The organism is Wolbachia endosymbiont of Cardiocondyla obscurior, from assembly GCF_902713635.1.
Taxonomy (GTDB): Bacteria; Pseudomonadota; Alphaproteobacteria; order Rickettsiales; family Anaplasmataceae; genus Wolbachia; species Wolbachia pipientis.
Map to the genome: position 1 here is coordinate 1 of NZ_CACTIU010000009.1, position 24,154 is coordinate 24,154.

Genomic DNA, 24,154 nt, shown 5'->3' on the forward strand with positions numbered 1-24,154 from the left:
CAACAGTTAAATGGCTATTTATAATGAATTTTGTCAGTAACTGCCAGTTCTTTTCACTTGAGCGATGCAACAAAGCCATCTGGGATCCAGGAAACTTAACTTTACACCAGGTAATAAGAACTGGATTCCAGCGTCACGCGCTGGAATGACAGCAGTCCTACGTCATACCGCGATTCATTCGCGGTATCTCAGCCGCTAACAAGTAGCGGGATGACGGTTGTCGTTCAGCCACAAACATTAAGAAATTTACCAAATGAAAAAAAAGGCAAAAGAAGCCCCGTGGTTATTATCCGCTTTAAAATATTGGCGTTTTTTATGTTTTAAACGCTTGACAAGCGAAATTCAGCTGCTTTTAATTGCAACTAACTTACGCTGCAAATGTTTAAGAAATTTACTAAGCAGAAAAAAAGACAAAGAATCCCCGAGTTAGCTAGTCTTTTACTATCTCTGTCGAGTATTGGCATTTTTTGATGTCTTGTAACGCTTTATAAGCGCGTTCAGCTTATTTAGATAAAAATCTAGATGTAGATGAAGTTTTGTAAAGACATACAGTATCTATATACTGCAAAAAATTGAACATAAGACGCCGATACATTAAGTAATCCTTACCTTTTAATCTGCAGATTGGCGAAAGCAAATACAATAGCTTCACTATCATGATAAGGGCGCTGGCGAAGGGTGTCAAGTAAGTTTTTTCGTTTCATCCGATGCGCTGCCAAAAGCTATGCAAAAAGTCCAATGAGTTAACTCCCATATATCCTGAGTAATTCTTGTGCATTAGCTTTGATTAGGATAGGGCATTTTCTATCATTTAATAGGGAACGCAATATTTCAGTTGCACCCTTAACGTCGTTATTGTGTATCTTTACTACAGCAATAGCTTCTTGGCTTGAATAAGGATACACTGTGCTTGATTCTAAATTATCAATTTTATCTTTATTTATTTTTTCACCGTTGGAGTGAAGTAAGCTCATTACTTCTAAATATTGTGCTAACTCACGCAAAACATTAGGAGCATCTTTATCATCTGCCAAATCATTATAAATAGATGCTGTGTCTGTTGGCATTGAATCTGAGATATGATTGAATGCGCGTTCAAAATTTGCTAAATACTCCCAATTTGAATCTATTTCTTCTAGCAGCGGCTTATTATCTTTTTTTAAGAATAATACTTCGTAAAACTTGTCACCTGCAGTTATAGATTGTTTTGTGTTATCAATGTTGCGCAATAAGTATAATGTGATGCCAACTAACATTGGCGCGAGTGCAAGCAGAAAGATGTATTTTTTCATGGTAATATTCCAAATAGTTATATATTTATACATTAATGCTTTTGATTTGCAAAAACATATTGACATAGTGATTATATCACATAATAATGTTCTCAAAGTTGTTTGAATAGTTGGAGATTAAAATATTTCTAAAGTAGAAATAAAGACAGCAGTATTAAGCTAAATTATTTTTTGTCGGATTTATCCGATGTACCCTCAACCTTTTATAGGTTGAAGTCTAAATTTGAGAGTTTGATCCTGGCTCAGAATGAACGCTGGCGGCAGGCCTAACACATGCAAGTCGAACGGAGTTATATTGTAGCTTGCTATAGTATAACTTAGTGGCAGACGGGTGAGTAATGTATAGGAATCTACCTAGTAGTACGGAATAATTGTTGGAAACGGCAACTAATACCGTATACGCCCTACGGGGGAAAAATTTATTGCTATTAGATGAGCCTATATTAGATTAGCTAGTTGGTGGAGTAATAGCCTACCAAGGCAATGATCTATAGCTGATCTGAGAGGATGATCAGCCACACTGGAACTGAGATACGGTCCAGACTCCTACGGGAGGCAGCAGTGGGGAATATTGGACAATGGGCGAAAGCCTGATCCAGCCATGCCGCATGAGTGAAGAAGGCCTTTGGGTTGTAAAGCTCTTTTAGTGAGGAAGATAATGACGGTACTCACAGAAGAAGTCCTGGCTAACTCCGTGCCAGCAGCCGCGGTAATACGGAGAGGGCTAGCGTTATTCGGAATTATTGGGCGTAAAGGGCGCGTAGGCGGATTAGTAAGTTAAAAGTGAAATCCCAAGGCTCAACCTTGGAATTGCTTTTAAAACTGCTAATCTAGAGATTGAAAGAGGATAGAGGAATTCCTAGTGTAGAGGTGAAATTCGTAAATATTAGGAGGAACACCAGTGGCGAAGGCGTCTATCTGGTTCAAATCTGACGCTGAGGCGCGAAGGCGTGGGGAGCAAACAGGATTAGATACCCTGGTAGTCCACGCTGTAAACGATGAATGTTAAATATGGGAAGTTTTACTTTCTGTATTACAGCTAACGCGTTAAACATTCCGCCTGGGGACTACGGTCGCAAGATTAAAACTCAAAGGAATTGACGGGGACCCGCACAAGCGGTGGAGCATGTGGTTTAATTCGATGCAACGCGAAAAACCTTACCACTCCTTGACATGGAAATTATACCTATTCGAAGGGATAGGGTCGGTTCGGCCGGGTTTCACACAGGTGTTGCATGGCTGTCGTCAGCTCGTGTCGTGAGATGTTGGGTTAAGTCCCGCAACGAGCGCAACCCTCATCCTTAGTTACCATCAGGTAATGCTGGGGACTTTAAGGAAACTGCCAGTGATAAACTGGAGGAAGGTGGGGATGATGTCAAGTCATCATGGCCCTTATGGAGTGGGCTACACACGTGCTACAATGGTGGCTACAATGGGCTGCAAAGTCGCGAGGCTAAGCCAATCCCTTAAAAGCCATCTCAGTTCGGATTGTACTCTGCAACTCGAGTGCATGAAGTTGGAATCGCTAGTAATCGTGGATCAGCACGCCACGGTGAATACGTTCTCGGGTCTTGTACACACTGCCCGTCACGCCATGGGAATTGGTTTCACTCGAAGCTAACGACCTAACCGCAAGGAGGGAGTTATTTAAAGTGGGATCGGTGACTGGGGTGAAGTCGTAACAAGGTAGCAGTAGGGGAATCTGCAGCTGGATTACCTCCTTAGGCTTTGCACATAATTTACCATTTTTAATGATGGTGTTGTTATGTGCTATACTGCTGTCTTTACTTCTACTTTATTTTAATTTCCCGATAACGGAATTTTATGAGTGATAGACCTCTTTCTCCACATTTACAAATATATAAAGTACAAGTTACTAGTTTTTTCTCTATTATGCATAGATTGACTGGTATCTTGCTATTCCTTTTATTAATGATACTTTCTTGGTATTTCATATTACATGTTTACTTTCCTGAGTTACTTATAGTAAGGTACTTAAATGCATTATTATTCACTCCTGTTGCTAAATTAGCTTATGTCTTATGTTTTATAAGTTTTGTATATCATTTTCTTAATGGTATTCGTCATTTATTGTGGGATGTTGGGCTTAATTTAGAAATTACTGGCGTTTCAAGGAGTGCTATACTGCTGACAGTAACGCTACTTCTTTCTACTATGGCTTTTTTATTTATGTTTATATGAGTCAGTCTGGAAATTCAGTACATCATTGGTGGGTTCAGCGTGTTTCTGCGGTAATTTTACTGTTCCTGTTTCCTTGGTTTATCTATTCATTTTCTTGCACATTTTATACTGATAGCTCTTTGTCTTTTAGTGAAAAATTTATTAATCACCCTCTAGAGCTTTTATTTTTTGTTGTATTGTTGTTTTGCATTTTTTGGCACGCAGTTCTTGGAATGCAGGTAGTATGCGAAGATTATATACACAGCGTACCTTTGAGGATTTTTACAATTACATGCATAAAGTACTTATCAAGCATTACTTATATAACCCTCGCTTTTACAATCTTTATCTTCTACAGGCATATTTTCTTGTAAAATCACCGGTGCTGTGTTAATATATTATTAGTGTACTAGTTTTATTATTGAACTATAGCATTATAGCGGTTTTGGTTTGACAATATGTTTGAAGCATTAAAAAAGGGAGCAATAGATCTTACACTTAAAGCAAAAGGTCTGCTTACTTCACCTGAATCTCAAGTTTACGTCGAAGACCTTAGAAAGGTAATGATGTATGATGGAAGGAAATGCCAGTATCCAAAAAATTATGATCAAATTGTACAGTCTGCTAAAATCATAGAAAACAGGGATATGCATGGAAATGCTATACTAGATAAAGATAAAAATCCAACCTATAAACTTTTGTATGGTCAAAAAGATGAGAATGGAGAACAACCAAGTTTCAGATTATCTTTAGTTACCAAAGATAAAGATAATGATAGATCTTATTTTACTATCAATTATATAGACAATCAGGGTAAGCAAATTCCGATAAATGAGTTGCATAAGTCATATTTTGAGCCATTAGGCTTTTCGAGAATGGATTTGAAAAAACACGTGCCAATTTTTGAAGCTGAAAAAACTAAGGATCCTCAATATCCATTTGAATTAACTAATTCTTCTGTGCTAACTAAAGAGGTAAAAAATAAAGAAGGTAAAGTTCAGGAAGTTGTTGATGAAAAAGGAAGAAATGGAGAATTATTATACACTAGTGATTACAAGAAGCTAAGCACCCATTTTTCAGAAATTAGAGATCAGAATGGTAATCTAGAGCTAGATAAAAGTCTTATATCTGTTCCTATCGTTTTTGTTACAAGTTTAGCTAAAGTTTGTACTAAATTGTTGACTTCTCTTCCTATAAAGTTAGGGGAGCATTTAATAAGCGAACAAAACCCAATTGCAAAGTCTTTTGGTTATCTTTTATTTACTTCTGCAATGGCAGTAAAAAATTTAATGGATATGGGAGCTACCATACTTAAGGCTCCAATTTTATTGTTTGTAGCAAATGAGAAAAAATATGGTGATGCTTACTACACCATGTGGAAACACCAACTGAAAGGATGTTTGGAAGAAGCAAAAAGTGACTTTAATGTTATTAAAGGTGAAGAAAGGCTAAAGCCGGATCATGGGAATCGTGATTCACTAGTGGGCACATGGGATGAGCTTAACGCTAGAAGGCCAAAGAAACAAGGGGATGATAAAGAAGTTAGCAAGAGTAATGAAATACTAAAGAGTCCTGAGGAAGAACAAAATAAGGGTAATGAAATATTAAGTGATAAAAGAAAAGGTCATGTTGAGGAATTACAAAATAGAAGAAATTCACAGCAAGGGCAAGGCGCTACACATGATCACTCTCATTAGCAATTACTTTAAATCAACATTTACTTTCTTTATTAACTATTCCACAACAAAAACTTGCATGTATTTTGCCCTCAGTATAAGATATTAATTATTTAATTAATATCTTAACTAAATGCGCCCTGTAATATTGTGTGGTGGTAGTGGTAGCAGACTTTGGCCTTTATCTAAGCCAAAGCAATTTCAGAAAATATTTAGTCAGAACACTATGTTTCACAACACTTTGTTGAGGCTAAAAAGCGATTATATGCCGCCCATAATTGCTACAAATATACAGTACGAGTCATTAGTGATGGAGGAATTGCATGCACTGCAAGAATATAAAGTGATTTTCGAACCAGTGAAAATTGGAACAGCAGCGGCAATATTAATTGCTGCGCTTCTCTGCAATGAAAACGAGATAATGTTAATTCTGCCTTCAGACCATTTTATAGGTGATTTGAATAGTTTTTATGCTTCTACTCAAAAAGCGTCTAAGTTAGCCTCTGAAACTAACTCTATAGTCACTTTTGGGGTTAAGCCTCATGAATTCAATTCTGAATACGGCTATATAAATGCAGTTTATGATCATAAGGAAAAGTATCATATAGTGAAGGATTTCATAGAGAAACCTGAGCATGAATTAAGTAACGATCATTATTGGAACTCTGGAATATTTGTGTTTAAAGCAAAACGCTACATAGATGAGATCAAAAAATCTGCCCTGAATCTTTACAATTCATGTTTTAAACATTTCACACCGCAAGAGAGATTTCTATATTTAAAACAACAAGATTTTGCAGGAATTAAAGACATATCCATTGATTACTTGGTGATGGAGAAAGCAAAAAACGTTGCAATGATAGAAGCTAATTTCGATTGGTTGGATGTTGGAACTTGGAATTCAGTTTTAGAATTGAGTGAGAAGTTTAGTAAAGAACCGGTGCCATTTCAGCATGTGATTAGAGAAAAAGAACCAGTTTCAACGACAGAAAGTAATAAAAATTTATTGGGTGGAGCTTGTAAGCAACCAAACAAAAGTCTAATTTCATTTATTCATAAAGTTAAGAAAGTAAAGGCGATAAGGAAAGAAGTTAAACCATGGGGATTTTGTAGTATAATTTTAATGAGCGAAAATTTTCTCATAAAATATCTTTTTATAAATCCATTAAGCTGCACTTCTAAGCAATTCCATCACTATAGAGATGAATACCATATGGTACTATCAGGAGTTGGGTATGTTAGTTTAGACGACAAAGAATATGCTATAGTAAAAGACCATATGATAGAAATCCCAAGGGAAGTTTCCCATAGGATTGAAAATAGAAGCACAAGCTTTCCACTTGAAATAGTTGAATTTCAGATAGGAGAGCATTTATCTGATAATGATATAGTGAGGTTGGATGATGTATATGGAAGATTTTGAAATTCTAATGTTAAAGATACTCTATAAGTCTGCTAAATTTAAGGAAGCAAAAATCTCTAGTTTTCAAATAAAGAAAAGTCTACAATTATACGAAGTTTCAAAAATATAATGTCTAACCTCAAAATATTTTGTAATGTCCATTGCCTTTGAAATTACTATGGCTGCTTGCTATTTGCGAGCAAGAAATGCCAGATTTTGCTCTATAATGACTTTGTTCTCTATTATCGGCATTGCCCTTGGAGTTGCAACACTAATAGTGGTGATGTCTGTGATGAACGGATTCAGAGCAAAGTTGCTTGACTCAATACTTGGCATTGATGGCCATATTAACGTTTATTTTGATAGGAACATAAATTCAGATTACTACGCAGTTTCAAAATCTATTGAGAGAATTCCTGGTATATTAAAAGCTACTCCTATGACCAATGATCAAGTTATTATTGTAGCAAATGGTAAAATTGCAGGTAGCGTAGTGCGAGGTGTGTCAACTAAAGATTTGCTTGATAGTACTGCCGTTACAAATAATGTAATTATAGGTGATGTAAAAAAATTTGATGAAGGGATAATAATAGGAGCACGATTGGCAGAAGCTTTGAACATTGACTATGGCGACGAAATTACGTTTATATCATCTGAAGAATTTGATGCATTACTTGGTGAAATGCCACGAATGAAAAAATATAAAGTTATAGCAATATTTGATATGGGTATGTTTGAGTATGATAATACCTTGATATATATGCCTCTAAAATCAGCACAAGCCTTTTTTAATTATGAAAATAGCATAAAAAATATAGAAGTACTTGTAGACGACGTTACTAGAGCTGATAAGCTGGCAGATGCTATAGAAAAAGAAATAGGAATGGAAGCTGAAAGTTGGCAATCACAGCAAAGCCATTATTTTAGTGCTTTAAAAACTGAAAGAAATGTGATGTTTTTAATTCTTACTTTGATTATAGTTGTAGCAGCGTTTAATATTATCTCAAATTTAATGATGATAGTGCAAGAAAAGAAATCCGCGATTGCAATTATGCGTACATTTGGTGCAACAAGTGGAAGCATTATGCGCATATTTTGTGCTTGTGGTCTATTAATCGGTTTTACGGGAACTTGTCTTGGCTGTATTATAGGTGTCGTTTTTTCTCTCAATATCGAAAGCATTAGAGTGTTTTTAGAAAACATTACTAATGTCAAGCTGTTTGATCCTATGATATACTTTTTTTCAAGTTTGCCAGTAATATTAGTTCCTCAAGATGTAGTGAACATTTCTGCACTTGCATTATTCTTATCATTTTTAGCGACAATTGCTCCTGCATTACAGGCAGCTGCACAAGATCCTGCGGAGATATTACGTTATGAATGATACTCAGCAAAAGTACATAGGTTGGTTCTTAATTGTATTGTTATTTACCGGTTACATCACAATAAATAACATAATCTTTTTAAAAATAAATCAGCAAGAGAGTGAAAACAATGTGAAAGCTTTAACGGAAAACATGGATGAATTTAGAATGTTGCTTGAAGTTAATCAATCTAGAATAGAAAAAAAGATATTTGACCTCAAGAGAAGTCAGCATACTCAATGTGAGCAAGGTGATAATAACTCAAGATGTAAGAACCTTGCAAAATTGCTATTACTTGTGGTTAAAATGAAGAATTCGTTATTGCGAGAAGCAAAATTTGATAACCATATAAATTCAATAAAGCCTTTGATATCAGAGCTTGACGATCCAGAGATAGAAAATGCAGTAGATGAATTAGAAAATTTGAAAGAGATAAATACCTTACACGAATTGAAGTTATCTTTTGAAAAAACTATTGATACTATCGATTACAACAAAAGTACATTGTCTAAAAAAATCATTTCAAACTGGATAAAGGTAGACGACCGAAATGATCCATTAAGAGTAAAATTCGCAGAAATTGAGGAGTCAATAAATGATAATGATTGGCAAAATATAACTGTTACAGTAAGCAATTTAACGCATTCAGAATTCAAGCCATGGCTGAATAAATTGAATGGTTTTATTGTAGCTTCTAAGAATATTTCAACAATATATCATCACTTATTACAATATATCTCATGATTTATTTTATAATTTTCGCTTTTTCGTTTTTATTTGGTATATGGGTCAAGGTAAGTGGTGAAGTAATAAAATTGGAATTAGGCAATTACACTATAAGTATTGATCTATATTTCATTATTTTTACTTGTGTAGTTTTATTATTTTTATTAATTACACTTGTACGCTTTTTTTCCTCCATTTCATCAACATTTGCCAACATAAGAAATAGAAGAAGGGATAGGGAAGAATTGCTTCTCTTTGAAGCTTTCTTTAGCATAGACTTAGACAATATAGAGAATGCCCAAAAGCTAGTTAAAAGTCTGAGTGAGGAGAGCGATAGGTTGTCTTTAATAAAGCTCTTTAACTCAGGTAAGACGGGAAATTACAGCTTTTTCAGTAACGGTTTAACAAATATTGCAAATAAAAATCGTAACTTAGCTCTACTTCTAGCCAATAAGCTGATTGTCCACCTCAAACAAGAAAAAGTAGTCTTTCAAAAATTTATAGAATATTGCTCTAGTTCAATTAACGATAAAATGCTATCTATTCCCTTTCAAATAGAGCATTGCATATTGAAAGAAGATTGGATTAATGCAATTTTGAGGTTGAAGGAAGCAGTTAAGTCCAATATTTTTCTCCCCTTTGATCATAAAGAAATGTTTGCAGTGTTTTATTGCGCTTTAGCAAAGCAATATGAAAGTAAAGGAAATTTTAAGGAGGCTATAAAGTCTTTATTTAGAGCACAACGTTATAGTGCAATTTTTCAGCCCATCAATTATTTAAAGGCAGAATTATATATTAAACTTGGAAAAATCAGAAAAGCTTCTGCAGTGCTAGAGGCAGAGTATACAGTAAATCCTACTCCTCAGTCAGCTAAAATGTACATCAATTTAAATAGTAAAGGTGCTGAAAGACTATACAACTTACGCCCTGATTATTATTTTAGTTACTGTTTACTTGCTTTGTCCTCAATGAGTTCAGGTAAATATGATCTTGCAAGTCAATATTTAGACACTGCTATGAAAAAAGCTAATTACATGTCAATCTACTTTATTGTAATACAACTCAAGGTTACATTGCAAGAACACGACAAGGTAATTTATTGGCTAAACAAGATGGACTCAGAAGCTTTACCTGATCCAGGCTGGAAATGTAAAAATTGTAACAGGGAACTAGAACAATGGGATCATAAGTGTTCAAGTTGTAATAGTTTTAATTGTGTTTATTATATATTATAAAATTCCACAAAGTGTAGAAATTACCATTAGGCTACTTTCACATTGATATTGCTGAAGTTAGAGCACTTTCTTAATATAATCCTTATCTCCAAACAATAAACCTGCAAGTTTCTTAGCTAGACTTGGTTTTAATGTCAAAAAAACTTGCTTTTAGACACTAACAGTTATATATTTTAATAAATCAGGGTTGTATACAAAATGAAGAGCTTAAAGGAATTATCCTTAAGAATTAAGAATATTAGGTCTGTACAGAAAACCACGAAAATAATGCAAATGGTTTCTGCAGCAAAGTTGTTACAAAGCCAAAAGAAGTTATTAAATTCAAAATTATATGTATCTAAGCTGCATAACATTATTTTTTCATTAATGCTATCAGTTGATCAAGAATTACTGGCAAAAATTCTAAATGTCAGTAACGACGGTTCTTACCTAGTATTCATTATTGCGTCTGATCGTGGCTTGTGCGGCAACTTTAACTCTTCTATTGTCAAATTTAGTCAAGAGCGTGTAAATAAGTCAATCGCAAATGGCAAAAAAGTAGATATTGTATTTCTTGGTAAAAAAGCTTTTGATGTAGGTAAAAATAGATTTGACTCTAAAAGTATCTTAAAAATTGAAAATAGTAAGGGAATCACGTTAAAGCACGTAGAAGCTTTGGTTGATGGTATAGATTTAAGTAAATACGATAAAGTTAAAGTTTTTTATAGTAAATTCTATAATACCTTCACGCAAAAACCAATGTTGGAAACAATAAAACCATGGAGTAAAGACTCATCCTTGATTGATAGCTCTCTGGCTGGTCCAACAACAGATTACGGCTATGAGTATGAACCACAAAATATTGAATTTATTTTAAAATCTTTAGTTCAAGATTACGTTGTAATTGCTCTTTACTCTGCTTTACTTGAAAGTGCAACGAGTGAGAATAGTGCTAGAATGGTTGCTATGGAATCAGCAAACAGAAACACTAAAGAGATACTGAACAAATTAGCATTGCTTTATAATCGTTCTCGTCAAGCAGCGATTACGACTGATTTAATTGAAGTTATAGGTGGTGCAGAATCTTTATAGAAATCTAAGGAATAGAAAATGAATATATTAAATATTGCAGCAGATATTACTAAACTAATAAAAAAGCAAAATCAAGATGCGGAAGTTACAATATATGAAACTAATAAGACTTCAGTTTCTCAGCGTCTATCAAAAATTGAGCAAATATCACAATCTAAAAATTGCACTGTAGGAATCAGAGCTATAGCAGGTAAAAACAAAGCTGCGTATATTTCTACAAACGATTTGAATAATCTGAGTGATACAGTAAGCCAAGTGGTAGAAATGGCAAAGAATGCGCCAGAAGATCCTTGCATTAATTTTGCTGTAAATGGTAGTAATTATATCTCTTCTGCAGATTTAAGTATCTCAGATAATAATGTTGTAACCGTTGATAACCTAAAAGAAATTGCTGAAGCTGCAGAAAATTCAGCCCTTGCACATAAGAGTATCACTAATTCTGAAGGAGCCTCTTCTTCATACGCTTTAGTGAATACAGTATTATCGACTGTTTCTGGTTTTATTGGCTCGTTTAGTAAATCAACCTTTGCTAATCAGGTCTCTGTTGTTGCTGGAAGAGAAAGTGAAATGAAGGTTGGTTACGATTATGATATAGCATGTAATTTTAGTGATTTAAAGTTGCCAGAGTTAATGGGAAAAGAAGCAGCAAAAAGAGCAGTTGATCAATTGAATTCACGTACAATGAAAACTGGTAAATTTCCAGTTATTTTTGAAAAAAGAGCAGCAAAAGGGCTAGTAAAAAGTTTTGCTTCTGCTATAAATGGGAGCAGTATTATAAGCAACAGTTCTTTCTTGAGGGGTAGTTTAAACGCTCAGATTTTCAACGATAGAATTAATATTATCGATGATCCATTGTTGCCAAGAGGCATAGCATCGAGACCATTTGATGGAGAAGGGATAACTAGCAAGAAAAATATATTTGTAAAAAACGGAATATTACAAAATTGGATTTTAGACTTATACTCGGCTAGAAAATTAGACTCAGAAACAACCGGAAGTGCAACTCGTGCAAGTAATGCTGCAGTTATTCCTGCAGCTAGTAACCTCTACATTGAGAATGGTGATGTATCGTTTGAAGAATTAATTCAGGAAGTGAAAGAGGGAATATATGTAACTGATTTATTTGGTTTTGGTGTCAATTTAATCAATGGCGATTACAGCCAAGGCGCTTCCGGATTTTTTATAGAAAATGGAAAAATAACGTATCCAATACATGAGATTACCATTGCTAGCAATTTGAAGGATATGTTTAGCAATTTAGTCGTTGCAGATGATCTAACTTTTTGTGGGCAATTTAATTCACCAACGATTAAAGTTAGCGAAATGACGGTTGCAGGTTCGCTTAACGATTAAAAAATTTATTTGCATCAAGTACAACAATTGTGTATTATTGTCATGTAATGTTAAGAATAGACTATGGAGTATAAAGGTTTAGTTTCAATAGCTAAGCTTAAAGCATTCTCAATCGTAATTTCAAAGTTTTTCATCACATTAGTAATGTTAGTTAATAATTTAGGAGTTGTTTAAATGGAATTTGGTAATGTAAAATGGTTTAATGCCGAAAAAGGCTATGGTTTCATCAAGCCAGAAGGTAAAGGGGGTGACGTTTTTGTACATATTAGCACATTGGAACGTTCGGGAATAAGACCTGAGGCACTTAAAGGAGAGAATAAAGAGAAGGGAATAAAAGGAGAAAGGGTGAGTTATGAGGTTAAAGAGGAGCGCGGTAGAAACGGAGAAGATAAAAAATCTGCAATAAATTTAAGATTGGAAGATTAATCTATTATGAAGTCTTTTAACAGGATTAACGTATTGTGAATAATTTTCATGAGATGGGTCTCCCAGCTTCGCTTAGACAAGCTCTAGATAAAAATAATCTTTTCGTCCCAACTCCGATTCAAATACAAGCGATTCCCTTAGCGCTACAAGGTAAAGATATTCTCGGATCTGCTCAAACGGGGACTGGAAAAACTTTAGCATTTGCTATTCCGTTGGTTGCTAAGTTGCTGAATGAGCCTAACACTGGTTCAGCTTTAGTCATCGTGCCAACCAGAGAGCTTGCGCATCAGGTAACAAATGAGATAAGAAAACTCTTATCTCAAAATTCTGCACTAAGGGTTGCTTTGTTGATTGGTGGTGAGCCTATTTTTAGGCAGCTAAATCAGCTTCAGAAAAAACCACAAATTGTAATAGGTACTCCTGGTCGTATTATAGACCATATTGAGCGTAAAACTTTGATTACTCGCAATGTTAGCGTTCTTGTGCTTGATGAAACGGATCGTATGTTTGATATGGGCTTTGGAGTTCAGATTGAAGAAATTATGAAGCATTTGCCTAAAATAAGGCAAACTCTTATGTTTTCTGCAACTCTTCCTGGAGATATAGTAAAACTTGCTGAGAAGTACCTTAATCGACCAGAACGTATTTCTGTTGATTGTGAGGTTACAACTTCTGTAAAAATTAAGCAAGAAATTGTTTATGCATCAGAATCAGAAAAATATGAAAAGCTTGTTACACAACTATGTCAGCGCGAAGGATCAATCATTATCTTTGTCAAAACAAAGCGAGGAGCGGATCAGCTAGCTAACAGATTGCACAAAGATGACTATAGCGCTTTAGCAATTCATGGTGATTTAAGGCAGCACAAGCGCGAAAGGGTCATTAATTCTTTTCGTCGTGGCCGTAATCAAATCATGGTTGCAACAGATGTTGCTTCTCGCGGCCTTGATATTCCCCACATTCAACATGTTATCAATTATGATGCACCACAATCGCAAGCTGACTATATTCATCGTATAGGTAGAACTGCACGCGCTGGAGCTGAAGGGTATGCGCTATCTTTTGTTACACCTCAAGATAAGAGAAGACTGCCTGCACTGGCAGACAAAGAAGGAGAGCTAAATTTTGATTGTAGTGTGCAATTTAAAAAACGTAACAGCAAAAAGGTCTTTAAAAGGCCAAGTACGTTAAAGACTAAATACGGTAGAAAAAAGATCAATGCATTTAAGAAGAAAAGCAGAGTACTAGAAAAAGCGTATTAAATAGGATTTACCTACAATTTGATAAGCGTAAAACTCGTCATTCCGCTACTCATTAGCGGAATCTATGCTGAGATATTGCGGTGCTATGACGTAGATCCAGAGTGGGATTCAAATTGGCTACAGCGAACTGCTGGATTTCAATTTTTTTAATAATTGTGTGCTATTCATTATATATGAGTTCCCACTTTTAAAGAGAATAGGAGATGATTTCCAAAAACTTAGAGGCAAGTTTGAATAGAGCACTATTCATTGCTTCTAATTTTAATCTTAAATATGCGAAAGTAGAACATTTATTGCTGGCGTTAACTAAAGACGTGGATGTAAATTACGTTTTATCAAGATGTAATATCAGAGCCGATGAAATCATAAATATGGATAACATTCTATCAAGGTGCAATATTAAGGCTAATGATTATAATAATAATATAAAAGGGTTTTTACAAAGTAATTCTGAATTGATTATCAGTGGAGTTAAACCTAGCTCAATGTTTCAATGCATAATACACAGAGCAATAATACGGGCTCATAGCTTGGGAAAAAAAGAAATAAATGGAGCAAATGTTCTAGTAGAAATTTTGTCTAGGCAAGACTTATACGTTGAAAATCTATTGCAGAAACAAAATGCGAAAGATTCCAATTTGATTTACCATATATCTAATATGAAATACTCTAACGATATAGATGAATACACCACCAATCATAAAGTAAAACTTGATAAAAATAATGACGCTCCTACTACAGTAAATAAAGGTGAGCTACTAAAAGATGAGGAAATTCTACAAAGTTATTGTAAAAATTTAAATGACTATGCAAGAAGCAAAAAAATAGATTATGTTATTGGTCGTGATTATGAGTTAAATCGCACTATAGAAATATTATTGAGGCGTAGAAAAAACAACCCTTTGTATGTTGGAGACCCAGGTGTTGGTAAAACAACAATAGTTGAGGGTTTGGTACTCAAGATCATTGAAGGCAGTGTTCCGAGTGTGCTCAGGTCCAGTATAATTTATGCTTTGGATTTAGGATCACTCCTTGCAGGGACACGCTACAGAGGTGATTTTGAAGAGAGAATAAAATCCATAATAAAAGCGATTGAGGCAAAACCAGGTGCTATCCTTTTTATTGACGAAATACACACTATCATTGGAGCAGGTTCTACAAGTGGTAGCTTTCTTGATGCCGGTAATCTGCTCAAACCTGCACTTGCAAGAGGTACACTGCGTTGTATAGGTGCAACTACATATAGAGAATACAGCACTAGTTTTGAAAAAGATAAAGCACTAGCGAGAAGGTTTCAAAAAATTAATGTTAAAGAATCTTCTGTTAATGAAACGATAAAGATACTAGATGGTATAAAGCACTACTATGAAGGGTATCATGGAGTATATTATACAAAGAATGCCATTAGGTCTGCGGCCGAACTTTCGCATAAGTATATTACTGGGCGAATATTACCTGATAAAGCGGTTGATGTTATTGATGAGGCAGGGGCATATTGTAAATTGCTAAGAAACAGGGGTAAAATTGTAAATAGTAGAGATATTAAGAATACCATTACTAGAATTACAAATGTGCCTTGTGGATCTGAATCTGATGATTTGCAGAAAGTAAAGTCTTTAAAAGCTAATCTAGAGAAAGTGATTTTTGGCCAAGAGCAGGCAATAGAATCTCTTGTTAATTCTATTAAAATTGCTAAATCTGGGTTGAGAAATTACAATAAGCCTTTAGCAAATTATCTTTTTGCAGGACCAACCGGTGTTGGTAAAACCGAGCTAGCAAAACAATTAGCAGAAAGCATGGGCATGAATCTTATACGCTTTGATATGTCCGAATATATTGAATCTCATACGATATCAAGGATGATTGGTTCTCCTCCTGGATATGTAGGTTATGATCAAGGTGGATTACTCACAGAGTCTGTATCTAACAATCAATATAGTGTTGTGCTGCTTGATGAAATTGAAAAGGCTCATAGCGATATCTATAATATATTGCTACAAATTATGGATTATGGCTGCGTTACAGACACTTACGGACGTAAAGTTAACTTTTCCAATATAATTTTAATTATGACAACTAATGCAGGAGCAGTTGAACGCAGCAAAAGTTTTGTTGGCTTTGGGCATAAAAATTTTAACATTGGTGATAGTGAAAAAGCGATAGAACAGGTTTTTAGCCCTGAATTTCGTAATCGTCTTGATGCGATTATTTCTTTTTCCGACTTAAGTACGGATGTGATTTTGCATATTGTGGATAAATTTGTCCTAGAACTGAAAAAGCAACTGACACAAAAAGGCATAAACTGCTTGGTAGAGGATGAAGTGAAATCTTATCTTGTACAAATGGGTTATAGTAAGGAAATGGGAGCACGTCCGATAGAGAGACTTATTGAAAAAGAGATAAAAAGTTACTTAGCGGAAGAAATACTGAATCGTAAATTAATAAAAGGAAAGAAATTAAGAATCTATATGAATAAAGTAGAAAATAAAATTGCTTTTGATATAGTTTAAAATCCTTGTATTGAACTTCATCTTTGTTACAATCTATAACTTAAATTCAATTTGAATTATAGTGATAAGTGATAAAGTAAAACAAGTCCTAAGCTACTACGAAAGTGAAAACCCTGGGGTAAAAGCAAATCTTACTCGTATTCTCATGCATGGAAAGCTTGGCGGCACTGGCAAATTAGTAATTCTCCCTGTAGACCAAGGGTTTGAACACGGGCCAATAAAAAGTTTTGAAGTTAACCCTGATGCTTATGACCCACATTATCATTTTCAGCTTGCAGTTGATTCGGGAGTAAGTGCATATGCTGCTCCACTTGGTATGATTGAAGCTGGTGCTTCAACTTATGCTGGAATGCTCCCACTTATTTTGAAACTTAATAGTTCCAACTCCTTACATTCGAAGAATCTGACTTCTGATCAAGCAATAACCTCTTCTGTGAAAGATGCACTGCGTTTGGGCTGCTTGGCTGTTGGATTTACTATATATCCTGGTTCTGCTAAGTGTTTCGATATGATGGAGGAAGCCCGTGGAATCATAGCTGAAGCCAAATCTTATGGGCTTGCAGTAGTGCTATGGTCTTATCCACGCGGTGAAGGGATTTCCAAAGAAGGTGAAACAGCAGTTGATGTTATTGCCTATGCTGCGCACATGGCAGCTTTGCTTGGCGCTAATATAATAAAAGTAAAACTTCCAACTAAATATTTGGAAAGGGAGAAAATAGAAACAGAAAATATTGAATTATTACCTAAAAGAATTGAATATGTTAAAAGATCTTGTTTTGCAGGAAAAAGAATAGTAGTTTTTTCTGGTGGCGAGTCGAAATCAGTGAATGACATATGCAATGAAGCGAAAGAAATTAAGCAGGGTGGTGGTAATGGTTCAATCATTGGACGTAACACTTTCCAACGCAAAAGGGAGGAAGCTTTATCTATGCTAAAAGATATAATGGATATCTACACATAAAAAACGGCTGGGTGGCAGAATGGCTTATGCAGAGGACTGCAAATCCTTTTATACCGGTTCAATTCCGGTCCCGGCCTCTTTCATTTTCTATATCTTGTAAAAGTTGCTCAATTCAACAGTAGCTTTAAGTGTGTAACCTATAGAGAAAATTATTCATAAGTAAAATCAATTTCTTTTCAAGTTATGGTTATACTCTTATAGCGTTTCATGGTAAAAAATAAACTAAAAATAAGCAAAGTGTTTTACAAAATGATATTACGTGATTTATTGTTTTTACTGCCGCCCGAAGTTGCTCACTCTTTGGCAATTATGGCATTAAAGAAAATACCTTATAAGAATCCTATAGAGCTACCAGAATCTTTGAGTGTGAATTTTTTTGGTAATAAGCTCAGAAGCCCCGTGGGTCTGGCTGCAGGTTTTGACAAGAATGCAGAAGTTATAAGGCCTATGCTTTCATTTGGTTTTGGATTTATTGAAACTGGTACTGTAACTCGTAATCCACAATATGGAAACAAAAAACCAAGAATTTTTCGGTTAATTAAAGATCAAGGGGTAATTAACAGATTGGGATTTAACAATAAAGGAATAGACTACTTTCTTAAACAAATAGATAAAACCAAGCTTGATGATTGCATTTTTGGCATCAACATAGGAAAAAACAGTACATCAAAGGACCAAATCAGCGATTATGTTGACTTAATAAAGATAGTATATGGAAAAAGCAATTATATAGTGCTGAACATCTCATCCCCAAACACGCCTAATTTACGCAATCTGCACAATAAGCAAGAATTATCGGAATTGTTGAAATCCGTAACTCTAACCCGGAAATCAATTGATAATTCTAAATCCATACCAATAATATTAAAAATCTCACCAGATATAGATCAGCAAACGAAAGAAAATATCGCTGAGCTTGCGTTGGAATATAAGATTGACGGATTAACAGTGAGCAACACTACGATCAGTCGGAATAACTTACATTCCCACCACAACGAGAGTGGTGGGTTGAGTGGCAAACCGCTGTTTAAACTTTCAACCGAGTTATTGAGCGATATGTACAAACTTACTAAGGGCAAAATATTGTTGGTAGGATGCGGAGGAATCTCAAGTGGTGCTGATGCATATAAAAAAATAAAGGCAGGAGCTTCTTTGGTGCAGTTGTACACTGCTCTCATATACCACGGACCTCAAGTTGTAAACAAAATTAATCTAGAACTTGCAGAACTAATAAGGAGAGATGGATTTAGTAACATTAGTGAGGTGGTGGGTTGTATACATTAAGCATCTTCTCTGTCACCTAAGTAGCCGACACTGGAATAACATCGATGAATCATTATTCAAATAATGGTTATGCAAGAAGTCTATTAAACTGTATATTTTGGAAGTTGTTGGTATTATTTTAATAAAACAAAACTAATTCTTTGGTATAAAGGTGTGGTAGGAAGTGTTATTCTTTTAAATAATGGGTATGAAGAGTTTGAATGATGCAATATCTAAGATCATTGATTATAAATTTACAAATTATGCAATATTAGAAGAGGCACTAACTCACCCAAGCGTAAATAAAAGGAATAGCAAAAACCAGATTGTAAGCTACGAAAGACTAGAGTTTTTGGGCGATAGTGTTTTGAATATGGTTGTATCTGCCACACTGTTTAAACTATTTCCTGAAGAAAAAGAAGGAGCATTGGCAAAAAGAAAGACGGATTTAGTTTGTGGCAACACCATTGCTAATGTTGCTAAAGAAATAAAATTAGGCAGCTTTATCATCATGAATAATAGTGAACGCTGCAATGGAGGGAGATGTAACTTAAAAAATTTAGAAAACTCGCTTGAAGCACTAATAGGTGCAATTTATATTGATGGCGGGCTTGAAAATGTTGAAAAATTTATTATCCAATATTGGGAAAAGCTAGCTAAAGGCATGCTTGACCCCCCTCAAGATCCTAAAACCTCACTGCAAGAGTGGACTCAGAAAAACAAATTGCCTTTACCAGAGTATGAGCTTGTAAAACAAACTGGACCAGCGCACAATCCTGAATTTACTATATCAGTTTGCATAGAAGATTATGGTAAAGTTTCTGCATGCGCTTCTAGTAAAAAGATTGCTGAACAAAAAGCTGCTGAGTTGATGCTAGAAAAAATTGGAAAAGACGCTTCAGTTTAGGCAAAATAGGCATTAATGTAAATTTTAAGGAAGCTAATAGCGTTTAGGGTAAATGGTCAATTTAAGGAGAAGCATAGTATTATTCATAAAAAAGTTGATCTACCAAAAATCAAGCCTTATGTAGTGGAATATCAATGGCTGTTGTCGGAGATGCGGAAAAAAAGAAGTAGCAAGTTACCAAAAGGTGTTATGCCAGATACATTTGGTCCAAGAGTTGTTTTGTGAAGTTGACAGAGTCAAGGAGAATGAAAGTTTTAAAAAATAGCATATTTTTTAATTATAAAAATTTGATATTAACTGTTGTTGGTTGATTGAGTAAAAACCAGTGAATGGTCACGTTAAAACATATTTTTAAATTTCTGCCAAAATCCTGGTTTATTATCATTAACCTTTGTAAATGTTATATTTAAACTGTATTTCGGATCATTTGGCACGTCGTATTTTATGCTAAATGTTGAAACTTTATCGTTATTGTAAATATGTACATCATCATATGATAGCTTTGTTGTGTAACACTTTACATACTTTTGCTTATCATGCACTAAATCACCTGACTCCCTTTCTAGTTCCACAAATTTCGTTTTTTTCTGACATTCCTTCATTTTTATTAAATCCTTATCTAGTGATATTGAAACTGGCAACGTATTTCCAGCATATTCTTTAGCTAAAAGTTCACTTTGAGGATACATTTTTATTTCCCTGCCAAAATGTGAGTCTATGAAATTATTACTCCAAAATTTATCGCCAGAATGCACGTACTCATCAGTAGCATACGGCACCCCACCATAATTGCATTGAACTTTGTAATCTCCAACACCGTTGTTTTGAAAAAAATCATGAATAGCAGTGTAGCTACCGGCAGCATCATTTATATAATCCATTACTTTATTCCTTAAATTTTTAGTTCATTATATCATAATCATTATGCCAATCAATCAAAAAAGCTCTCCCTTGCTGTTTTTAAAACTGATTTTGAGCAAGCGCTCTCGATTAGTTGGGAGCGTATTTGTAAGATTGTGACATTCGTGCCTCCCAGTTTTTCACATACTGCTGAATCAATTCAGGATAATCTGTAATAATTAATAAATTTTCAGCATTTCCTTTTTTAGCTGTCTTACTAAGGTTAAATGACCCTGTGATGACTTTTTGATTGTCAACAATCATTATCTTATTATGAGCAATCTTTGGCTTATCATCGATCCAAATTGGTACTCCACCTGAAAATAATTCATTTATAACACTATATTTTGAGTAGAGTTGCGATTTATCTAAGATGACTTTAACATCAACACCGCGTTCTTTAGCATTAATCAAAGATTTTGCAACTGTTCCAAGAGTAAATGTATATTCTTGAACTAAGATAGATTTTTTAGACTGATCTATTACGTTGATTATCGGTACAGCACAATCTTCTCCAGGTGAAAAGCAAACCGTAGCTTTTGGGCAGGGCGAAAATATAAAACCCGCATAGTAATACAGAGAAAAACACATTAACAAGAATAAAAAGTGAAAAAGCCTCACAACAACCCACCCCCGGATATACGGCGATAGGCTACATTATAATTTAATCACCTGTCAATAGACTTCTTGCATAGTTTTTGGCAACAACCGTTAGAAACGAAAAAACTTACTTGACAAACTCCGCCAGCCCCCTTATCATGAAACTGAAGGTATTCAGTTATCTTCATCTGTGCAGATTAAACAGCAAGAAAACAACGTAGTTGGCGTCTTATTTTTAATTTTTTGCACTATGTGCACCTTATGTCTTCACAATATTTCTAGGTTTTTACCTACACAAGCTGAAACGCGCTTATAAGTCGTTTAAGACAGTATAGTACGCCAATTTGCAGGATTAGGGAGTGACAACTAGCTAACACGGGGTTTCTTTTGCCTTTTTTTCTGCTTAGTAAATTTCTTAAACATTTAAACTAAGGTGAGTTGCATTTAAAAGCAGCTAAATTGCAGTGTTTAAGACTTAAAAAACGCCAATGTTCTAAAATAGATATTAGCTGGGGCTTCTTTTGCCTTTTTTTTCGCTTGGTAAATTTCTTAATGTTTATAGCTAACATGAAGCTAAGTACGAACTTTGTTAAATACAACAAATGGTGTCATCCCAGTGCTCCTTTTTTTGTCATCCGAGTAGCTGACACTGGGATCTATTTTGCATGTAACTCCAATTGTGTTTTGGCATAAAACGCGACGCGTATTAGACTTATTTGCAAGCAAAGCTTGCTAGATCCAAGTAGTCAGGGCACTGGGATGACATCATAGGGACACTGGGATGACACCCTGACAATCGTCATCCCGCTACTTGTTAGCGGATGAGATACCGCGGCGGTATGACGGTTCGTGGCGGTATAATGAAGCTTGAAAGCGGATCACCTTTCACGACCCGTGTTTACTTCATTCACTTTAGGAGTATTAACAGGCGTTATTGCCGGGTTCTCAAGCTTTGTTGCCTGCTTCAAACCCTCGCTTACACTTTTGTCCTTTAAAATTTCATCAAGCTGCTTACTCTTTTGTTGCTCTTCGTTATTTGACGTATCTCTTTGAGCATCTTCTTTCATGCCACGAGCATTCTCTACATCCTTTTCACCTTCACCTAAAAATTTTTCTAATATTTTCTTAACAAAGCGCTTCAGAAGACTCAAAAACCCTTCTTCTTTTTGATTTTCTTGTGGTTGAGGCGTGGTATCTTTTTTGTCCGGCTCAGTGTTGAGCTTCTCTTTTACAGAACTCTTGCTCACTGAGGGATTAACGGTTTGTGAATCGTGCTCTGATGCTGTTTGCACAGAAGCTTCAGTAGTCTTTTTTTGTGTATTATGTTCAAGGTCTTTAACTGCTGTTGTAGTTTTTCTCGGAGTGTCTTGGAGTTTTTTGTCACTTTTTGGCTCTGCAACTTTTTCACTTGTGAAGATGCCCTTCCCTTTATATTGTTGGTCAAGCTCAGCAATTCTTTCAAAATCTTGACGTGCTTTTTCATCTGCACGTCCTTCTTGACTTTCAAGTTTCTGATTCAATTCTGCAACGTTTTTCATCTTGTTCTCAAGCTCCTTACTTTTCACAGCTTTTAGAGCCTTTGTTCCTTTTGCGATATAATTAACCTTCTCTTCTAATGAGGTACCTTCTGGAAAAGCACCTGGAGAACGTTCAAAGACGTCTTTAAACTTTTTTTCAACACTTTCTTGAGATGTCTGGGCCATACCTATTACCTATTAAAACATATCATATAACCAGTATATTAGCTAATTATATAAAAAACAGTTAACATAACTTGTGGTAGAGCGTCCTATTTATATCTTTTTCATTAAAATGCTATTTACTTATTAACTTAAAATATATAACAATATAGAAATGAAAAACAGCCCATTAGCAGTAGTATTCGATTGGGATAATACCTTAGTTGACACTCAAGATAACATTTTTAATGCTATTAAACATACCATAAACTCAATGGGGTATAGTAATAAAGCTGCTGATAGAAATTCCCATGAGTCGAGAAAGAGCTATATGGTCAATTTATTTGGCGATCAGTGGAAAAAAGCGAATCAGATATATCAACAATATTTAGATGATGCACTATTGCAAAACATTGCTCTGAATCAAGGAGTAGAGAAAATGTTGCAGACACTGAAAAGCCACAATGTTTATCTAGCAATAGTAAGTAATAAGAAAAATACTAATTTACGTAAAGAAGTTGCCTATTTTAAACTAGATTCTTACTTTGAAAGAGTGGTTGGGTCATGCGATACTGCAGAAGATAAACCATCTGCAACCCCACTGCTATTTGCACTAGAAGAGAGTACGTTGCCTATAAATAGAGAAAATGTGTTTTTCGTTGGTGATAGCATCACAGATGTTCTGTGTGCACAAAATGCCAATTGTTTACCTATTATATACGGTCAATCAATAAGCGGTTATGAAGATTTGTTATGTTTTCAACATTTTGATAAGCTTACAGATTTCATAATAAAATATTTGGAAGATAGGTAATGACAGAGATTGCCAGCATAAAAAGGCGCTTTTGCGCATATTTAATAGATGTAGCAATTTTATTAATTCCAACTTTATTAATTATACTGCTATTAGAGGATTCTCCGTTGATCTTACATCTATCATACATGTGTGTAAATTGTAGTTACTTCACATATTTTATATCTTCAAAGGCCCAAGCAACTCCTGGTCAGCAGTTAATGAATATATATACTATCAATTTAGATAATTCTAAAATAGACTTGAATTTAGCGTTTGACAGAAGCACTTCCCAGTTTTTTCTTCCTCTGTTAAACAGTGTAGTAGTTGTCCTTACTGAACTTTTGCAAGATCAGGAAGTATTAGTGAATGTCTTGAGTGCATTGAAAGTAATGATGGTGCTGCTCACCCTCTATTGGTATCTATAGTATTTTCTAAAATGAATGATAAATTTCCATTATGGTATTACCAACCAAAAGTTGTAAGTCTGTATATTTATGCATTAAAGGTCTGAGGCGGCTTTTGATGGTATTCCAACAATGCTCTATAGGGT

Annotated in this window: 21 protein-coding genes, 1 tRNA gene, 1 rRNA gene and 1 pseudogene; 19 read left to right on the plus strand and 5 right to left on the minus strand. The window is 34.9% G+C overall.

What is annotated here, in order from left to right:
- Positions 1-743: 743 nt before the first annotated feature.
- Positions 744-1,358, minus strand: a complete 615-nt coding sequence (locus tag WOCAOBSORBRA_RS01250) for a hypothetical protein (RefSeq protein WP_155969120.1) — start codon at positions 1,356-1,358, stop codon at positions 744-746.
- A gap of 153 nt (positions 1,359-1,511) precedes the next feature.
- Here WOCAOBSORBRA_RS01250 and WOCAOBSORBRA_RS01255 point away from each other — a divergent pair.
- From WOCAOBSORBRA_RS01255 to rnc, 17 genes are all read left to right on the plus strand, one after another.
- Positions 1,512-3,016: ribosomal RNA gene (locus WOCAOBSORBRA_RS01255) — 16S ribosomal RNA — on the plus strand.
- Positions 3,017-3,116: 100 nt separating this feature from the next.
- Positions 3,117-3,494, plus strand: a complete 378-nt coding sequence (gene sdhC, locus WOCAOBSORBRA_RS01260) for a succinate dehydrogenase, cytochrome b556 subunit (RefSeq protein WP_010963112.1) — start codon at positions 3,117-3,119, stop codon at positions 3,492-3,494.
- Positions 3,491-3,847: a succinate dehydrogenase, hydrophobic membrane anchor protein gene (gene sdhD, locus WOCAOBSORBRA_RS01265; protein WP_010963113.1), complete on the plus strand. Its 357-nt coding sequence runs from the start codon at positions 3,491-3,493 to the stop codon at positions 3,845-3,847. The genes sdhC and sdhD overlap by 4 nt, the downstream gene beginning before the upstream one ends.
- Before the next feature lie 84 nt (positions 3,848-3,931).
- Positions 3,932-5,170 (plus strand): hypothetical protein, encoded by a 1,239-nt coding sequence (locus tag WOCAOBSORBRA_RS01270; RefSeq protein ID WP_174515730.1) that lies wholly within the window; start codon positions 3,932-3,934, stop codon positions 5,168-5,170.
- 112 nt (positions 5,171-5,282) lie between these two features.
- A complete protein-coding gene (locus WOCAOBSORBRA_RS01275) occupies positions 5,283-6,572 on the plus strand; it encodes a sugar phosphate nucleotidyltransferase (protein WP_174515731.1) in 1,290 nt (429 codons plus the stop codon).
- Between the two features lie 133 nt (positions 6,573-6,705).
- The gene (locus WOCAOBSORBRA_RS01280) at positions 6,706-7,935 is read left to right on the plus strand and encodes a lipoprotein-releasing ABC transporter permease subunit (protein ID WP_174515732.1); all 1,230 of its coding nucleotides are present in this window, start codon (positions 6,706-6,708) and stop codon (positions 7,933-7,935) included.
- Positions 7,928-8,659 (plus strand): hypothetical protein, encoded by a 732-nt coding sequence (locus WOCAOBSORBRA_RS01285; RefSeq protein WP_038250643.1) that lies wholly within the window; start codon positions 7,928-7,930, stop codon positions 8,657-8,659. Before WOCAOBSORBRA_RS01280 ends, WOCAOBSORBRA_RS01285 begins: the two co-directional genes overlap by 8 nt.
- Positions 8,656-9,876 (plus strand): heme biosynthesis protein HemY, encoded by a 1,221-nt coding sequence (locus WOCAOBSORBRA_RS01290; RefSeq protein WP_155969131.1) that lies wholly within the window; start codon positions 8,656-8,658, stop codon positions 9,874-9,876. The genes WOCAOBSORBRA_RS01285 and WOCAOBSORBRA_RS01290 overlap by 4 nt, the downstream gene beginning before the upstream one ends.
- Before the next feature lie 198 nt (positions 9,877-10,074).
- Complete coding sequence (atpG, locus tag WOCAOBSORBRA_RS01295) at positions 10,075-10,947, plus strand: ATP synthase F1 subunit gamma (protein ID WP_010081973.1); 873 nt, start codon at positions 10,075-10,077, stop codon at positions 10,945-10,947.
- 18 nt (positions 10,948-10,965) lie between these two features.
- Positions 10,966-12,300: a TldD/PmbA family protein gene (locus WOCAOBSORBRA_RS01300; protein WP_010081974.1), complete on the plus strand. Its 1,335-nt coding sequence runs from the start codon at positions 10,966-10,968 to the stop codon at positions 12,298-12,300.
- Positions 12,301-12,474: 174 nt separating this feature from the next.
- Positions 12,475-12,726, plus strand: a complete 252-nt coding sequence (locus WOCAOBSORBRA_RS01305; RefSeq protein ID WP_006279919.1) for a cold-shock protein — start codon at positions 12,475-12,477, stop codon at positions 12,724-12,726.
- A gap of 35 nt (positions 12,727-12,761) precedes the next feature.
- The gene (locus WOCAOBSORBRA_RS01310) at positions 12,762-13,988 is read left to right on the plus strand and encodes a DEAD/DEAH box helicase (protein ID WP_038199603.1); all 1,227 of its coding nucleotides are present in this window, start codon (positions 12,762-12,764) and stop codon (positions 13,986-13,988) included.
- A gap of 203 nt (positions 13,989-14,191) precedes the next feature.
- Positions 14,192-16,498, plus strand: coding sequence for an AAA family ATPase (locus WOCAOBSORBRA_RS01315; protein WP_174515733.1), 2,307 nt, complete (start codon positions 14,192-14,194; stop codon positions 16,496-16,498).
- A gap of 64 nt (positions 16,499-16,562) precedes the next feature.
- Positions 16,563-17,459: a class I fructose-bisphosphate aldolase gene (locus tag WOCAOBSORBRA_RS01320; protein WP_174515735.1), complete on the plus strand. Its 897-nt coding sequence runs from the start codon at positions 16,563-16,565 to the stop codon at positions 17,457-17,459.
- A gap of 5 nt (positions 17,460-17,464) precedes the next feature.
- Positions 17,465-17,536, plus strand: a tRNA-Cys gene (locus tag WOCAOBSORBRA_RS01325).
- A 130-nt stretch (positions 17,537-17,666) separates the two neighbouring features.
- Positions 17,667-18,743, plus strand: a complete 1,077-nt coding sequence (locus WOCAOBSORBRA_RS01330) for a quinone-dependent dihydroorotate dehydrogenase (RefSeq protein ID WP_151807528.1) — start codon at positions 17,667-17,669, stop codon at positions 18,741-18,743.
- Positions 18,744-18,930: 187 nt separating this feature from the next.
- Complete coding sequence (gene rnc / locus WOCAOBSORBRA_RS01335) at positions 18,931-19,629, plus strand: ribonuclease III (RefSeq protein WP_006279914.1); 699 nt, start codon at positions 18,931-18,933, stop codon at positions 19,627-19,629.
- 338 nt (positions 19,630-19,967) lie between these two features.
- Here the strand turns inward: rnc and WOCAOBSORBRA_RS01340 are convergent, their stop codons facing one another.
- From WOCAOBSORBRA_RS01340 to WOCAOBSORBRA_RS01355, 4 genes are all read right to left on the minus strand, one after another.
- On the minus strand, positions 19,968-20,510 hold the full coding sequence (locus tag WOCAOBSORBRA_RS01340; RefSeq protein ID WP_006279913.1) for a hypothetical protein: 543 nt from the start codon (positions 20,508-20,510) through the stop codon (positions 19,968-19,970).
- 109 nt (positions 20,511-20,619) lie between these two features.
- Positions 20,620-21,150 carry a phospholipase D family nuclease gene (locus WOCAOBSORBRA_RS01345; protein WP_015589462.1) on the minus strand — a complete coding sequence of 177 codons (531 nt, stop codon included), beginning with the start codon at positions 21,148-21,150 and terminating at the stop codon, positions 20,620-20,622.
- A gap of 552 nt (positions 21,151-21,702) precedes the next feature.
- Entirely contained in the window at positions 21,703-21,855 is a 153-nt protein-coding gene (locus WOCAOBSORBRA_RS01350; protein WP_010963126.1) for a hypothetical protein, read from the minus strand.
- 152 nt (positions 21,856-22,007) lie between these two features.
- Positions 22,008-22,832 (minus strand): hypothetical protein, encoded by an 825-nt coding sequence (locus tag WOCAOBSORBRA_RS01355; protein ID WP_155969297.1) that lies wholly within the window; start codon positions 22,830-22,832, stop codon positions 22,008-22,010.
- Between the two features lie 151 nt (positions 22,833-22,983).
- Between WOCAOBSORBRA_RS01355 and WOCAOBSORBRA_RS01360 the strand changes: the two genes are divergently transcribed.
- Together WOCAOBSORBRA_RS01360 and WOCAOBSORBRA_RS01365 are read left to right on the plus strand one after the other, a co-directional pair.
- Complete coding sequence (locus WOCAOBSORBRA_RS01360) at positions 22,984-23,622, plus strand: HAD family hydrolase (protein WP_155969299.1); 639 nt, start codon at positions 22,984-22,986, stop codon at positions 23,620-23,622.
- Positions 23,622-24,026 (plus strand): annotated as a pseudogene (locus WOCAOBSORBRA_RS01365) (RDD family protein); the annotation flags it as partial. The gene WOCAOBSORBRA_RS01360 and the pseudogene WOCAOBSORBRA_RS01365, both read left to right, overlap by 1 nt.
- Between the last annotated feature and the right edge of the window lie 128 nt (positions 24,027-24,154).